This is a genomic window from Pseudoalteromonas umbrosa (assembly GCF_030125375.1).
GTDB classification, from domain to species: domain Bacteria; phylum Pseudomonadota; class Gammaproteobacteria; order Enterobacterales; family Alteromonadaceae; genus Pseudoalteromonas; species Pseudoalteromonas umbrosa.
Genome location: NZ_JASJUU010000003.1, coordinates 791427 through 805808, shown reverse-complemented (window position 1 = coordinate 805808; position 14382 = coordinate 791427). Strand labels below are relative to the sequence as shown.

The following is a 14382-nucleotide window of genomic DNA, read 5'->3' as shown; positions in this document are numbered from 1 at the left end:
TCTCTGATCTATTTTTTATCTGTTTTGGAAAAAGAAAATTAGAGAAAACTCTACGCTTAACATCAAATAAGTACATTGACCTTGTCGCTCGTAAATCTGAGCTACTGAAAAACCACCTAGCCATAACGTTACTTAAAATTAACAACTCTAATTTTATTTATTACCTATTTGAGCAGCATAAGCACCAAGATGTTTGCATTTTCTATCTCATGCAGGTACAAAACTATCAATAAACAGCGCTGTCATCGCAAAATATTTACTTATATGCCGCTTTTTCCTTCAAAAAGCGTATTTTTTCAGAGAATAGCCAAGTAAATAGATAAGTATCAGTATCAAGTTGAAATGTATCACCAATCTAGTTACAGGTGATGAAGTATTTAATTATATGTAAAGGAGAGTTTGAGTAACAGGTGTCATAGGCACATTAATCATCTCACAACATGTGCTCAAGAAAATGTATTAATAACAACCAAAGTAAAATTAAGGATAATATTATGAGAGCGATGTGCGAAAAAATTATTCCCTCAACAAATTGCTCCTGGCGGTATTGTTTATACCAATTAAATGAAATCCCATTTAACTGGCATTATCATCCAGAATACGAGATTTGCCTTACTTTAAATAGTAAAGGAGTCTGTCATATTGGTGATTACATAGCACCATTTTCAGATTATGATTTAGTGCTGCTTGGACCGGAGCTGCCCCATACTTGGCAATCTAAACCCAACTTAGATGGGAGTATGCAAAAAGTATATGTCGCCCAAATTCCAGCCCAGTGGCTTGAGCAACAGCTCAGGCTAAACAAGGAATTTGAGAGCCTACACACTCTCTTACACAAAGCAAAGTGTGGTTTAAAATTCAATACTGTTCTGGCACAAGAAACAGAACAAATATTTATCAAAATGGCCGACTCTAACCCGCTTGAACGCTACATTTTATTGTTCAACATGCTTAATTTGATGGCTACCAGTGAGTATAACACCTTATCGAGCATGGAATTTAATTATGCTAACCAACAAGATCCCGCAAAGGATAAATTCGATAAAGTAATTAATTTTATCTATGAAAATTATACTGAACAACTCAATGCGGATTTATTAGCAGAGCAAGCACATATGAGTACAAATCACTTCCATCGCTTTTTTAAAAAACGCACAGAAAAAACAGTTACCGAATTTATTAACCAACTTCGTATTGCCAAAGCATGTAAATTACTGATTAATTCTAAAGCACCTATCACTGTTATTAGCGATCAGTGTGGATTCAACAACTTATCCAACTTTAACCGCCGTTTTCTTGCCATCAAGGCATGCACCCCTAGTCAATTCCGCTCGCGAATTCAACACAAAGCTCTGTTATGACGGTACACAATTGTCAATTTTTATTGCTCCTTTGATTATTAGTATATTGATATAATTCATACTTAATTCAGCGTATTAAATATACATTGCGCCAAAAAATAACAGAACAAAGAAAACTTATGCAATTACAATGGCCGTCACTACTGATTTCTGGACTATTACTGCTTGCGGTAAATAGTGCAGCTGCTATTGAAGGATGTCACAAAGGTGAGCAATGCACTATGGTTGTGTACAGTGAGCAAACTGACACTTGGCAGATTATTAACAAATCCCGTGCCGAGCGTGCATTTAGCCCATTTTCAACTTATAAGATCCCAAATACACTTATTTTACTTGAAAAAAATAAGGTAGATACTAAAACGACTTATCGAGTCAATACGAAAGCGTACCCACCTAAAAAGTGGTGGCCAAATGTGTGGCATAAAGAAGAGATCACGTTAAAAGAGGCATTCAGTTATTCTGTATTGCCACTTTATCAAGATTGGACTAACACATTAAACAAGCCTGAAATCAAAACTTATCTATCTCAGTTTGATTATGGAAACCAAGATATCAATGGGCCCTTGGATGGTTTTTGGCTCAACTCAAGTATACAGGTTTCAGCGTTTGAACAAATTGAATTTTTGCGTCGCCTAAATAATAAATCTTTGGGGTTAAGCGAACAGACATATCAAACATTTGACTCAATCTTTTTGCAAGAAAACCACGCTGATTATCAGCTCTACGCGAAAACAGGCGCAGGTCCCATTGCTCGAAAAACCTATATAGGTTGGTATGTTGGTAAAATCAAAAATGCGCGAGGCACGCACTACTTTGCCTTTAATATGTATGCACCGACATTCAATGACATTGTTAAAATACGCGTAGATAAAGCACGCGCAACACTTAAGGATTTAGGCATTTTGTAATATGCCACAATATAAAACATTGAAAAAAGAGGTAACCAAGTTACCTCTTTTTTTAATTTAAGCTAATTTCCTAAGTAGACCTTGAGTATTTTGCCGCATCGTATTTGCTACCATGAAGTAACCGATAGTAGCAACAAAAAGTGCTCCACTTGTGGGACCTAAAATCCAAATATAAGGGTGTAATTTACCCTCTACCTCAAACAACTCACGCTGAATGATCAGCAGAGTGACATCGCTCACTAACGCTGCAACAAAGCCAGCTAACGCCCCTAACAGTAAAAACTCATACAGAGTCGCCAATTTAATCAACCGGCCCCTTGCACCTAATGTACGCAAAATCACGATCTCTTGCATGCGCTCAGCAAGGCTTGCCTGCACTTGAGAGATCAGCACCAAAGCGCCGCTGGTCAGTACGATAGCGAGTACAAAACTAATCGCTAAAGAAACTTGAGCAATCATTGACTGAGCTTGTTCCAAACGGCTTTTTATATCAATCATACTTACCGTCGGATGGTCTCGTAATAACTGACTTACCGTTTTTTCATCGCCCTCAGAGAATTGCGCTGCAGTAAAGTAGGTCACTGGGAACCTGCCCGCAACCATAGGGTTAAATATCATCACAAAATTTGGTTTTAATGACCCCCAATCGACGCTGCGTAAGCTGGTAACACTGGCTTCAAAGCTCTGTTCATTCACTAAAAAGGTTAGTCGATCACCAATCTTAATGTTCATGCCCTCAGCCATGCCTTTTGAAATAGAGACTTCAAGTTTTTCACTAGTTGGGTCAAACCAAGTGCCTTCAATCACTTCATTGCCTTCTGGCAGCTTTGTCATCCATGTTAAATTTAACTCTCTACCAGCCCCCTCTGCTGCACCTTCATCCTGCTCTTCGCCCTCCTGCTTAGATGCACTGCGAGCATACTTCTCACCGTTAAGGGCATTGGCTCGGCCACGAAATACAGGATAAAAATCAGCATGAGAAATGTCGTTTTGCACAAAAAATGATTCGATGCTTGTGACCTCAGGCTCGCTGATATTAATTAAAAACGCATTAGGCGCGTCCTCAGGTACTTGCATCTGCCAGTCAGAGATCAAATCATTTTTTAATACAAACAAAAACAGCATTAACTTGATGGCCAGCGCAAAACTGATTAATTGAACCGCGTTAGCGTTAGCTCGCTTTTGTAAAGTTGCAATCGCCAGTGACCAACTACTTCCGGGGCTCAAACCTAACTTTCTGCCAGCACTAAACAATAATCGAGAAACCCCAAATAGAACTAACATCAAAATGGCTGTGCCGCCAAATAACAGTAATGTTGTTTTTAGCTCACCACTAAAGAACCACATGAGCACAAAAATAGTCGAGATCGATAAAGCCATATGCACCCGACTCACTGCCAATTTATCGCCTAAATTACGGCGTAATACACGTAGCGGCGGAATATCAAATAAGTCTAATAATGGTTTTAATGAGAACATCAATGCGCACACAACGCCTATGGTAATAGCCAAAACCCATGGTTTAAAGCCCGCTTGTGGCAGCTGTGCATCCATAAAGTTTGCCAGATAGTCAGTTGCAACCGCTTGCAACACATAGCCAATCGCGAGTCCAATTGTGACCGAGAACAAAGTAACCATACACAAATGCAAAAGGAAGATGTTGCGGATCGTTGCTCGGCTTCCACCAAGCGTTTTCATCATAGCGACCGGATCATACTGGCGTTCACAATAGCGCTTTGCAGATACCGCCATAGCAACCGCTGCTAACATAATCCCAAATAGACCAGCGAGTAGCAAAAAGCGTTCTGAGCGCTCTAAATTTTCACCAAGTGGTGATTGGCGGTCTTTGATCCCCTGCCACCTCTGGTTGTCTCGCATTTGCGGTTTTAACCAGCCGTAATAATCAGCTAGAGCCGCTTCTTCACCAGCAAATAACATGCGATAAAAGACTCGACTACCAGGCTGCACAGCTTGGGTGGCTTCGATATCGGCATAATTCAGCAAAACACGCTTATTACCCGCTAACGAGAAAAACGGGGCATCAGGTTCATTCACGAGGATTTTGCTGGCACGAAAAATCCCCGCACCAATTTCTACTTTATCACCAATAGCTAGCCCTAAGCTATAAAATAAGCCTTCACTGAGCCAAACATTACCGCGCAGTGGCACACCACGCACCTCATAATCAGCTTGATCAAAGCCATCTTTAAGTGTGACTACACCTCTTAAAGGGTATCCCTCTGAAACTGCTTTTATTGATCCAAGAACAAGCTCATCATTGGCAAAGAGCATTGAGTCAAAAAACATCTGTCGTGCAGTTTCTAAACCCAGCTTGTTAGCTTCAATGATAAACGCGTCATCCAGAGGGTGGTTACTCGCTAAACGTCTATCGGCAGCGATAAAATCTGCCGACTTCTGCTCTATATTCAGACGGATACGCTCTGTGACTGAGGACAGGCTGAACACAGTCAAAACCGCAAGCGCTATCGCCGCGAAAATAATCGTTAATTCTCCACGGCGCAGCTCTCTTGAAAACAAAGTAAGTGCTAACTTAAACCACATGAACTGTTGCTCCTTCTCCTTCACGGATCTTCTCGAGTTGTCCAGCTTCAATGTGAATTATACGGTCACACTGCTGTGCGAGCGCTTCATCATGCGTCACTAGAATCAATGTTGTCCCATTTTGCTTATTAAGATCAAACAATAACTTTTCGATTAAATGCCCGTTTTTGCTATCAAGATTTGCTGATGGTTCATCGGCAAAAAGAATTTTAGGTGAGCCTATAAATGCACGAGCAATGGCCACTCGTTGTTGCTCACCGCCAGACAATTGAGATGGATAGTGACTCACTCGATGAGACAGGCCCACTTTTTCTAGCAGCTCACTGGCTTGCTGTTTAGCACCTTTGTCCCCAGCCAGTTCGGCAGGTAACATCACGTTTTCAAGCGCCGTTAAGCTTTGCACCAGCATGAATGACTGAAAAACAAAGCCAACTTTCTCTGCTCTCAAATGCGCTCGTTCTTCTTCATCTAGTTTGTGTAGCGCTGCACCATCGAGAAAAACTTCACCCGCAGATCCTGTATCCAAACCTGCTAGTAAACTAAGTAGTGTCGATTTACCAGAACCTGACGTACCAACGATTGCGACAGACTCACCAGACTTGACAGTGAAATTGATATCGCTAAGGATATCTAAGTCACCCTCAAAGGTACTGACTGTTTTGTTAAGCCCTTTGACCTGAATAACATTTAACTGAGAAAGTACTGACATGATTCGAATTTTCCTAAAACTTATGCTGTTCCTCGCCTGCTTTAATCAGCCATTTTCCGCGATTGCAAACGAAACTAAAATTATGATTATAGGTGATAGCTTAAGTGCGGGTTACGGACTTAAACAAGACCAAGACTGGGTTAATTTGTTACAAAATAAGTACGTTGAAAAGAAAAAATCGATCTTATTAATCAATATGAGCGTGTCAGGGCAAACTACTGACAATGCCTTACTCAATATCGACGCACAACTGAAAGCCCATCAGCCGAGCCATGTGCTGATTGAATTAGGTGGCAATGACGGTATTCGTGGCTTTCCAATCAAATTAATTCGCCAACACCTAACTCAGCTCGTCACAAAAAGTCAAAACAGCGGCGCCAAAGTTGCGCTAATGGAAATTCAAATCCCACCCAACTTAGGTCCACGGTACACCAAGATGTTTACTGGTAATTACCAAAAAGTAGCTGAAGAAACTGGAGCTTATTTGATGGATTACTTTATGGTGCCCGTTGCTGTAGACAAAACACTAATGCAAAATGATAACCTACATCCCAACGAAAAAGCGCAGCCACTTATTAGGGACTTTATGGAACAGCAATTTGAGTCTTGGATAAAAGAATCATAACAGATTGACACTGATTTAAATTACAATAACCAATGTACCCAAGACAACATTTTGGGTACAATTCGATTAATATCTCCGCATTAATACACCCAGCGCATACTCAAAACTAACTGCCTCTTCATAACCACAGGTAAGAAGCTCACACTCGTTTGCACCAATCAGCTCATAAATAGGGAGCCCACGCTCATTAAGCTATACAAGTACTTTTATAGACACGCTCGCATTAGTCAATCCCCATAGACTTTTTAATGTGTCATGCAAGTCAGGTGAAATGCAGTTCCTTGCTGACTACTATCAAGAGATAGGCCAATATCTAACCTTTGACACAACCTAAATACAATGGACAAGCCCATTCCGAGCCCCGTGCTCGACTCACTCTTGATTCCCGATTCAAAGATTCGGTCTAGTAACTCTTTTGGGATCCCTTGGCCCGTGTCGATAATACTTAATATATTATTTGCAAAACTCACTGTAACTGTGCCTTTTTCCACATGAGAAAATGCATTTCCAATCAAGTTGCTCAATATCAAGTTAATCGCGATTTCACCCACCGAGATAGTGGCATTGCTTGGCACATTAACCTCAACAGAAATATCTTTATTGGCTATTTTAGACGCTTGTTGTAACACACAGCTTTCAACAATGGGTAATAACTTAACCTCTGTTTGTTTGATTGTCTCTTCTCTGGCTAAGGCAAGTAATATTTCGACACTTTGCGTCATTTGCGCCTGCGCAGCGACTGCACGATTGACCAATTCGAGCTGTTTCTTGTTCAAACTCTCTTGTTTTAGTAACGTCAAAGCGCCCTGTGTAACGGCGATTGGCGTACGTAACTCATGTGAGGCATCTCGAGTAAACGCTTGCTCTCTATCGATAAATTTACGAATTCGATCAAGTGCCTGCTCTAGAGTGCGGGCAAACCCACCTATTTCATCTTTAACAAATTGCTGAGAAAAATTTTGAGGTAGTTTTTCGACAGGAGCCTGAGCAACAATATCTACCAATTTATCTAAAGGTTTCAGAAGCTTCTTGGCCATTGCCAGTGATAAGTACGCTAAAATAACTGCCACAATAAGTACAATGCCCAGTGCAACGAGCATAAAATTAAACATACCAAGCTTAACTTTTCTGACGACTAATTGCTCACTTACTTCTGCCAATAACAGCCCTTTATCTAACCACATCAGATGATAATGCAAGTCCCCCTGCAATGAAAACTCTATTGCATTAGGCGATTCTTGTAACGTATTTTGAATAAACTGCGGCAATTGCTGTTTATCTTCTAAATATTCAATAAACTCCAACCGTGGCACTGGGGGATTGCCCAAACTAAGTTGCTGAGAAATATAGTTAGCTTCATCTTTAAGGATGACGTTAAAAAGGTGATCTTCTATCGTATACGCAAATAAAAAGCACACAAATCCAAACAAAATACTTATAAATAGTGAAATACCAACAAAGTAGGCAATGATCCGAGTACGTAATTGGCGAGCTTTCATAATGTCACACTATATCTAGTGCCAAACCGACACTATGAATTGTTTTTATTACCGCTTTTTCAAAGGGCTTGTCTATGGCTTTTCTTAGCTGGTAAACATGAGAACGCAAGGCATCTGAGTCTGTTGGCTCGTCACCCCAAATTTTATCACTGAGTTCACTACGACTAAGTGGCCTCGGATGATGCTCCATTAAAAGTTGAAGAATCTTTAATGGGATCGGCTGAAGCGTGATCTGCTGCCCTGCTCGTTCTACGTGTTGTGTTTGTACATTTAGGCTTAAGTCACCTAACTGTAGGGTTTTATCACTATTGAGTAAATGACGTTTAGCCAATGCAAGGCATCTCACGAAAAGTTCCTCGAGTGCAAATGGCTTTGTCAGATAATCATCTGCACCGGTACTAAAACCCGCCAGCTTATCATCCAGTGCATCGCGCGCTGTCAACATGATAATGGGGATATGTCGATTTGCTTTTGCACGCAATGCTTCACACACAGCTAGCCCATCTAATTCAGGTAACATGATGTCCAAAATAATACAGTCATAATAATGCTTCAACGCCAGATCGACCCCCTGTTTCCCATCATATGCAAAGTCTAGTATAAGACCCTGAGACTCAAAATATTCGGCAATATTGCGGCTGATCTCAATATTATCTTCAACTACTAACACTTTGAATTGCATATCGGTTTTATGTGAAGCTAGCTGTATATCCATAGTAATGCTACCTCTATATGACGTATACAGGAAGCTTACCATGGTAGGGCGTGAAATGAATGTGAAATGACGAAGCGCTTGGTAAAAATACGGCACATAGCCATATTTATCTATTTACCAAGCATGATTATAGTAAGTGTGAAAAATGCAAGTAAACACTGACATTCTCAACTTATTAAGCACGAAAAATGAATATTTTTATACTTATTGTTATATTCAAGAGCTATTAGCTCCTTGTTCACCAATACTTTGTGCTCGATTACGTTAATTTTCCTTTTCTCATTGGAGACTGACTAACCAGTCGTGACAGCCATTGAAATAGGCTAGGACGAGGATCTAATTTCACCGTTAAATTGAAACTATACCCTTTTTTGTAGTGGGTTCTGATTACTTCACCTTCTAAATTATGCTTTGAAATACTGCGACGAAGCTCTGAAACAGCACGATTGATCGCGTTGTTATCAACATATTCTTGTTGCCAGATTTCTCTACACAATTCATCGCGGCTAATAACGCGATCTCTGTGCTGAATAAAGTAAACTAACAAGTCGTAGATCAAGGGCTCAACTTTCACCCTCTCTCCGCAGAATGTTAACGAACGTTTCCTTTTATTCAGTGCATAATGACCAAATACCGCAAAGGTAAAGTCAGTATTTTCTTTATCACTTAAATTCATGATCAACAATATACTTCCTTTATATATGACTTTAAAAGCACCTTTATTTTATCGCTCAAGTCAGTATATTGGAATGAAATACATCATATTTTCACATGACTTTTGCTAATAGAAACTTATTACCCAATCGAGTACAAAAGAAACAAAAAAGCGTAATAGTACACCTCATATAAACAAATTCTATACAAAAAAAACACATACAAGAACAAAAAACCCCCGCTTTATTTTGGAAAAATGAAGTTTATTCCGGTATTCATGACAGTCATTTATTTAGCTTTTTTTTACTCATATTAAGAAAATTCATGATGTAGTATTTTTTTATTAGTTTTAGCTGAAAGGGCCTGTTTTTTGACCCTTTGTCAGGTTTAAAATGACGCTATAAAAGATTTTATTTCTTTATTACCTGGGAACTTTTTTATTCCGTAATCTAGCGATTCTAATGCTTTTTCAGGTTGACCCATACGCACAAATGCCTTCGCAAGCGTCGTTACAATAACTGGGTGAGAAAACTGGGGTAAAATATGCTCTAATAATGCCGCACTCGCGCTGACTTGAAACTCACTAGTAGCATTATTAATTTGCACAACGCTTATCATTGCAAGCATTTTCAAATCATAATTTTTTGGCTCATTTTGAAGTTGCTTTATCGCTAATTGCCGATCAGTTAAAAACAACTCATACAATTTAACTGTAGCATCATCTTGGTAGAGTTGTTCTGGCAACAATTCAACTTGAAGCGCAGAGACCATCGCACGGGCGGTATCTACAGTAGAAAATGGGTTTTGTCCCGTGATCAGCCTACCATCAATCGTTACTTGATTAAGCATCACCGCATCTTGTTCAAATATTCCGCCTCTTTCCACTAATTTATCTTGTAATAAAAATGGGAAATCTTTCAGCCATTTTGATCCAAAAGCCTTTTCCTCCCCATTGGTAAACCCGTTGACACGTTTACCTGAAACCAAATATTGACCATCTTCCAATTTAACATCGACTAGTGCTGCAGGCCCATGACAGACAGCCCCTATCACTCCCTCTCTTTCATATATATTTGCGATGATCTTTTTCAATGCTTCATGTTGGTGTAAGTCGAACATAGGGCCTTTACCACCAACAACGAATACACCATCAAACTCATTAGTGTTAATTTCATCCAATTTATAGGTATTAGCTAATGATGATAATGCAGCCTCATCTTTTAAAAACTTTTTATTGTAAGGCGCTGATTTATCGTAATTATCCGCAATAGGTTTGCCACCTGAAGGGGAAGCCAAGGTAACCTCTATGCCATGACGCTTGAAAACATAATAAGCTTTTGTTAGCTCTCCAAACTCAAACCCAGGCTTAATTAAAGCTTGATTCTCATTAACTTCACCATAGCTGCTAAGTACCATTAACACTTGCCTCTGCTCATCAGCAAAAGTAATTGAACTACACAGTGAAATACCTGCAAATAAAACAATGTTTTTCATAACGACTCTCCTTTGGTTGGAGTGCTATAGTAAGGTGAGAGATGTGAAAGGCCCGTGAAGCCTTATTCTATGCGACATTAGTCAAATGCTAACAATGTACAGTTAGTATCACCTCATACTTTAGGAGTAAACTTCTTCCCAAATAATCCCGTGATTCATGCTATTAAAGTAAAACTCTTTATAGGTTGGTGCCAACAGTACATTTATAAATGCAACAGGAATTGCCTTGATGAAAGATTGTAATATTGATAATGAAAAAATGTTGATTTCAGAGCCACTTTGGCAATTATACCAAGATGTTTATTTCTATCCTTTTATGTCAATATCCCATTATTTTAATGGTGCCATAATCAGTCTTTGGAATGAACATGGTGATATTTTAAGTTTCGATAAAAACAAACAAATCAAAAAAAGAAATATTAAAACACTATCTCGATTACATACTCCTATAAAATATTTATACGGTGGAAACTACGATATGTCTTATCGCGAGCTCAGTATTTCTGTGAATGTTTCCTTGCCGTTTGCCCAAAAATTATCACAGCGCTTTAATCAGCGTGCTTTTTATTTCATCGTAAATGGTAATATCACCTTATATAACAGTAAAAACCTTAAGCAATTCTATACATTTGAAGATACACTTCCCCGCAGAATCAAACGAGTAGATTTACCCGCTTTAAATTCAGCACAGCTCTGATTACGTACTCAAAAATCAATTATTCTTTTTATATCTATTTTTATAAATCTGCGCTGTTGTTCTTTATTTTTATCACGCTCAACTTGAGTACCAAACTACACTATCATTTTCATTAGGTGCTTTTATTGATTTAGAATAATAAAGATTATTTCAGCAATTCTTTACAACTTAAAGAAACACACTAAGAATCTGATTTTCTTATCATTAGTAATGTTTAGGTATGACTCATAAACATTATCACCACTTAGTCTGTTTTTATTGACTAAACTAAGTGGTAAACACTAAGTAAAGCAGTACCTATGCGACTCAAAACTAGACTTCCGCTTGTATTAGCCATCACTGCTTTAGTCCCCATGCTTATCATTTTTTTTATCGCCATGATACACAGTACACGTCAAGCTGGTGAGATGAGTATTCGAGCAGCGCAATCTGAAGTACTCAACGCAGCTGCAATTTTTAACGCTTACTTTTCTCAACGAAAATCCGAAATTGCCACTTTAGCGCGCCAGCCTACTCTGAAAACGATGAATTTTCGGCAAATCAGACCAATATTGTTGTCCGAAAAAAACGCTCACAATGGCGTTTACGAAAAGTTCATCTTAGGCAGACAAGATGGCAGCTTTCACAACACTGAGGGGGGAAACCCACATCATGATATGCGCAGAACTTTTGATGATAAAGATCCCAATGCAAAGGTTAAAACCATTATAAAAAGAGATTATTGGCAGAACACAATTAGTAACAATATCGATGGACTCCCTAAGGTTTACGTTTCAGAGCCGATGATTTCTTATACCACCGGCGTAAAGCAAATTGTGATCGCAGCATCTATTTTAGGACAAGATAATCAGGTTGCGGGGCTATTGGGCGGTAGTATTCCATGGCGAGAAGTTGATCGACTCGTCACCAATGTCAAAGACCATGTTCTGGCTCAATTTGGAGAACAAGCTAAGTTGATGTTGGTATCTAGTACCGGCGTGTACATGTATCACTGGGATTTAGAAAAAACCATTCAACATAAGCATCTTGATGGAAAATATGTGCTCAATGACATTGGTGAAAAAAGCAGTGTGATCACACGCATCACCAAAGAGCGAGACCCTTCTTTACAAAAATTGGGCCTTAAAATGATCGCTGGGTTTGAGGGGCATGGGCAGTTTATGCTCGACACGCACACACAAGCTTTCGTTTTTTACGCCCCCATTCGCGCAGCCAATTATAGCCTGGCAGTCGTCTTACCAGAACACGTTGTGTTTGCATCCGCCTACACACTTAAAGAAAAATTAATTGTGATACTAACACTGGCTACATTAGTCAGCATGTTAGTCTCATGGTGGATTGCATATAAATTGTACAGCCCTATTTCTCGGCTTACTTTCGCAGCTAATTCCCTCGCAAAAGGGCAATATGATGTACATTTAAAAGCAAAAGGGGATGATGAAATATCTGAATTAAGCCGCACTTTTGAGGCGATGCGCAGCACCATTTACGCAAGAGAAAGTGACTTAGAAAGTAGAGTAGAAAGACGCACACAAGCACTTGAGCAAGCGATGCATGCAGCTGAAATGGCAGTCTCTGCAAAAAGCCGTTTTTTGGCCAATATGAGCCACGAAATTCGCACGCCCATGAATGGCATATTAGGCACTATTCAGTTACTAGAACAAGAAGCCAGCTTTAGTAAAGAACAAAAACACTTATTACAGCTTGCCAGCGTATCGGGTAGTAATCTATTGACACTCATTAACGATATTCTTGATATTTCGAAATTGGAACAAGGCCAAATCAGTTTATACGAAGAACCATTCGAGCTTAAAAGTACCGTTGACCATTTACTTCACTTAACCCAATCCAGAGCGCGCGCAAAACCGATAACAATGCTTTATACCATAGTGCCCAATACACCATTAGAAATTGCCAGTGATAAGCATAGACTGCAACAAGTCTTACTTAACCTGCTCAGTAATGCATATAAATTTACAGCACAAGGTGAAGTTGCCTTATTCATTCAACTCAACCCTAAAAACAACGAGCAACTACTTTTCACAGTAAAAGACACCGGAATTGGGATCAAAGCGGAGCAACAAGGAAAAATTTTTGACCCATTCTGTCAAGAGGATGACAGTACTACAAAGCGCTTCGGTGGCACAGGGCTCGGCTTGAGTATTTGTCAACAACTAGTAAACCTTGCTGGCGGTACAATATCTTGTGAATCACAACCAGATAAAGGCGCTACATTCACCTTTACTTGGCCTTACTCACCTTGCTGCTTAATAGAATCAAGTGGTGCCGAACAAACACTGTGTGCACGGCTTAATGGCCATGTGTTACTCGCCGAAGACAACGCCATCAATCAAGTCGTTATCTGTGCTATGTTAGAAAAGCTGGGACTGCGCGTCGATTTAGCAAAAGATGGTCAGCAAGCGCTTGAAAAAATAGAACAGGATTACTTTGATTTAATCCTGATGGATGTTCATATGCCCAAAATGGATGGCATAGAAGCAACTAAACACATCAGAGCCCATCCTAAGTATAGTCAGATGGTGATCATTGCCATCACCGCAAATGTATTTTTAGAAGACATAGCAACATACTATAGTGCAGGTATGGATGACTTTGTCGCCAAACCCGTCGAAATGACTAAGCTCGAATCAGTACTGAGTAAATGGTTAGGAATAAAAAACAGCTAACCACACTGTTTCTTCATCCGGTTTGGTCCAACTGACTTTATGTTTACAATGTGCAGGGATATTTATATGCTCACCAACACCGAGCTTTATTATCCGCCCATCAGCAAAAGTGATCTCTCCTTCTCCCTGCAATACAATGACCCACTCATGCTGAGCTTGGTCATACCACCCTGTCTCTGGAGACGTATGGCCACGAGATATAATGCGCTCTATCTTCACTTCATCATTACCAGCAATAAGCTCAAAAAACTCATCCGATAAATCTTGTGGCATCGCATCAAATACGCTTTTCTTAATTTCGCTCATAAGGAAACCTCTATACAGATTAACATAATTGTAAAAAATGAAGATACAGTAAGGAATATTAGAAGAACTTGGTGGAGCTAGGCGGGATCGAACCGCCGACCTCTTGCATGCCATGCAAGCGCTCTCCCAGCTGAGCTATAGCCCCAAGTTAGCGAGTAAGAGTTT

At 39.6% G+C, this 14382-nt stretch carries 12 protein-coding genes and 1 tRNA gene; 5 read left to right on the top strand and 8 right to left on the bottom strand.

What is annotated here, in order from left to right:
- The first annotated feature begins 494 nt into the window (after nucleotides 1-494).
- Together QNM16_RS13420 and QNM16_RS13415 are read left to right on the top strand one after the other, a co-directional pair.
- Nucleotides 495-1361: an AraC family transcriptional regulator gene (locus QNM16_RS13420; protein ID WP_284020963.1), complete on the top strand. Its 867-nt coding sequence runs from the start codon at nucleotides 495-497 to the stop codon at nucleotides 1359-1361.
- Between the two features lie 119 nt (nucleotides 1362-1480).
- A complete protein-coding gene (locus QNM16_RS13415) occupies nucleotides 1481-2269 on the top strand; it encodes a penicillin-binding transpeptidase domain-containing protein (RefSeq protein ID WP_284020962.1) in 789 nt (262 codons plus the stop codon).
- A gap of 57 nt (nucleotides 2270-2326) precedes the next feature.
- Here the strand turns inward: QNM16_RS13415 and QNM16_RS13410 are convergent, their stop codons facing one another.
- Nucleotides 2327-4831, bottom strand: a complete 2505-nt coding sequence (locus QNM16_RS13410) for an ABC transporter permease (protein ID WP_284020961.1) — start codon at nucleotides 4829-4831, stop codon at nucleotides 2327-2329.
- A complete protein-coding gene (locus tag QNM16_RS13405; RefSeq protein WP_284020960.1) occupies nucleotides 4821-5540 on the bottom strand; it encodes an ABC transporter ATP-binding protein in 720 nt (239 codons plus the stop codon). Before QNM16_RS13405 ends, QNM16_RS13410 begins: the two co-directional genes overlap by 11 nt.
- Between QNM16_RS13405 and QNM16_RS13400 the strand changes: the two genes are divergently transcribed.
- Entirely contained in the window at nucleotides 5539-6165 is a 627-nt protein-coding gene (locus tag QNM16_RS13400) for an arylesterase (protein WP_284020959.1), read from the top strand. The genes QNM16_RS13405 and QNM16_RS13400 overlap by 2 nt on opposite strands.
- Before the next feature lie 245 nt (nucleotides 6166-6410).
- On the opposite strand, the gene QNM16_RS13395 is transcribed toward QNM16_RS13400, so the two are convergent.
- The 4 genes from QNM16_RS13395 to QNM16_RS13380 form a co-directional block, all read right to left on the bottom strand.
- Nucleotides 6411-7664 (bottom strand): sensor histidine kinase, encoded by a 1254-nt coding sequence (locus tag QNM16_RS13395; RefSeq protein WP_284020958.1) that lies wholly within the window; start codon nucleotides 7662-7664, stop codon nucleotides 6411-6413.
- A 4-nt stretch (nucleotides 7665-7668) separates the two neighbouring features.
- The gene (locus QNM16_RS13390; protein ID WP_284020957.1) at nucleotides 7669-8379 is read right to left on the bottom strand and encodes a response regulator transcription factor; all 711 of its coding nucleotides are present in this window, start codon (nucleotides 8377-8379) and stop codon (nucleotides 7669-7671) included.
- Nucleotides 8380-8638: 259 nt separating this feature from the next.
- Nucleotides 8639-9055 carry a winged helix-turn-helix domain-containing protein gene (locus tag QNM16_RS13385; RefSeq protein ID WP_284021228.1) on the bottom strand — a complete coding sequence of 139 codons (417 nt, stop codon included), beginning with the start codon at nucleotides 9053-9055 and terminating at the stop codon, nucleotides 8639-8641.
- Between the two features lie 365 nt (nucleotides 9056-9420).
- Complete coding sequence (locus QNM16_RS13380; RefSeq protein ID WP_284020956.1) at nucleotides 9421-10527, bottom strand: type 1 glutamine amidotransferase domain-containing protein; 1107 nt, start codon at nucleotides 10525-10527, stop codon at nucleotides 9421-9423.
- A 229-nt stretch (nucleotides 10528-10756) separates the two neighbouring features.
- Between QNM16_RS13380 and QNM16_RS13375 the strand changes: the two genes are divergently transcribed.
- Nucleotides 10757-11224 (top strand): hypothetical protein, encoded by a 468-nt coding sequence (locus QNM16_RS13375; RefSeq protein ID WP_284020955.1) that lies wholly within the window; start codon nucleotides 10757-10759, stop codon nucleotides 11222-11224.
- Between the two features lie 299 nt (nucleotides 11225-11523).
- Nucleotides 11524-13911 carry a hybrid sensor histidine kinase/response regulator gene (locus QNM16_RS13370; protein ID WP_284020954.1) on the top strand — a complete coding sequence of 796 codons (2388 nt, stop codon included), beginning with the start codon at nucleotides 11524-11526 and terminating at the stop codon, nucleotides 13909-13911.
- Here the strand turns inward: QNM16_RS13370 and QNM16_RS13365 are convergent.
- Together QNM16_RS13365 and QNM16_RS13360 are read right to left on the bottom strand one after the other, a co-directional pair.
- On the bottom strand, nucleotides 13891-14217 hold the full coding sequence (locus tag QNM16_RS13365; protein WP_284020953.1) for a cupin domain-containing protein: 327 nt from the start codon (nucleotides 14215-14217) through the stop codon (nucleotides 13891-13893). The genes QNM16_RS13370 and QNM16_RS13365 overlap by 21 nt on opposite strands.
- Nucleotides 14218-14286: 69 nt before the next feature.
- Nucleotides 14287-14362: transfer RNA gene (locus QNM16_RS13360), tRNA-Ala, on the bottom strand.
- Nucleotides 14363-14382: the final 20 nt, after the last annotated feature.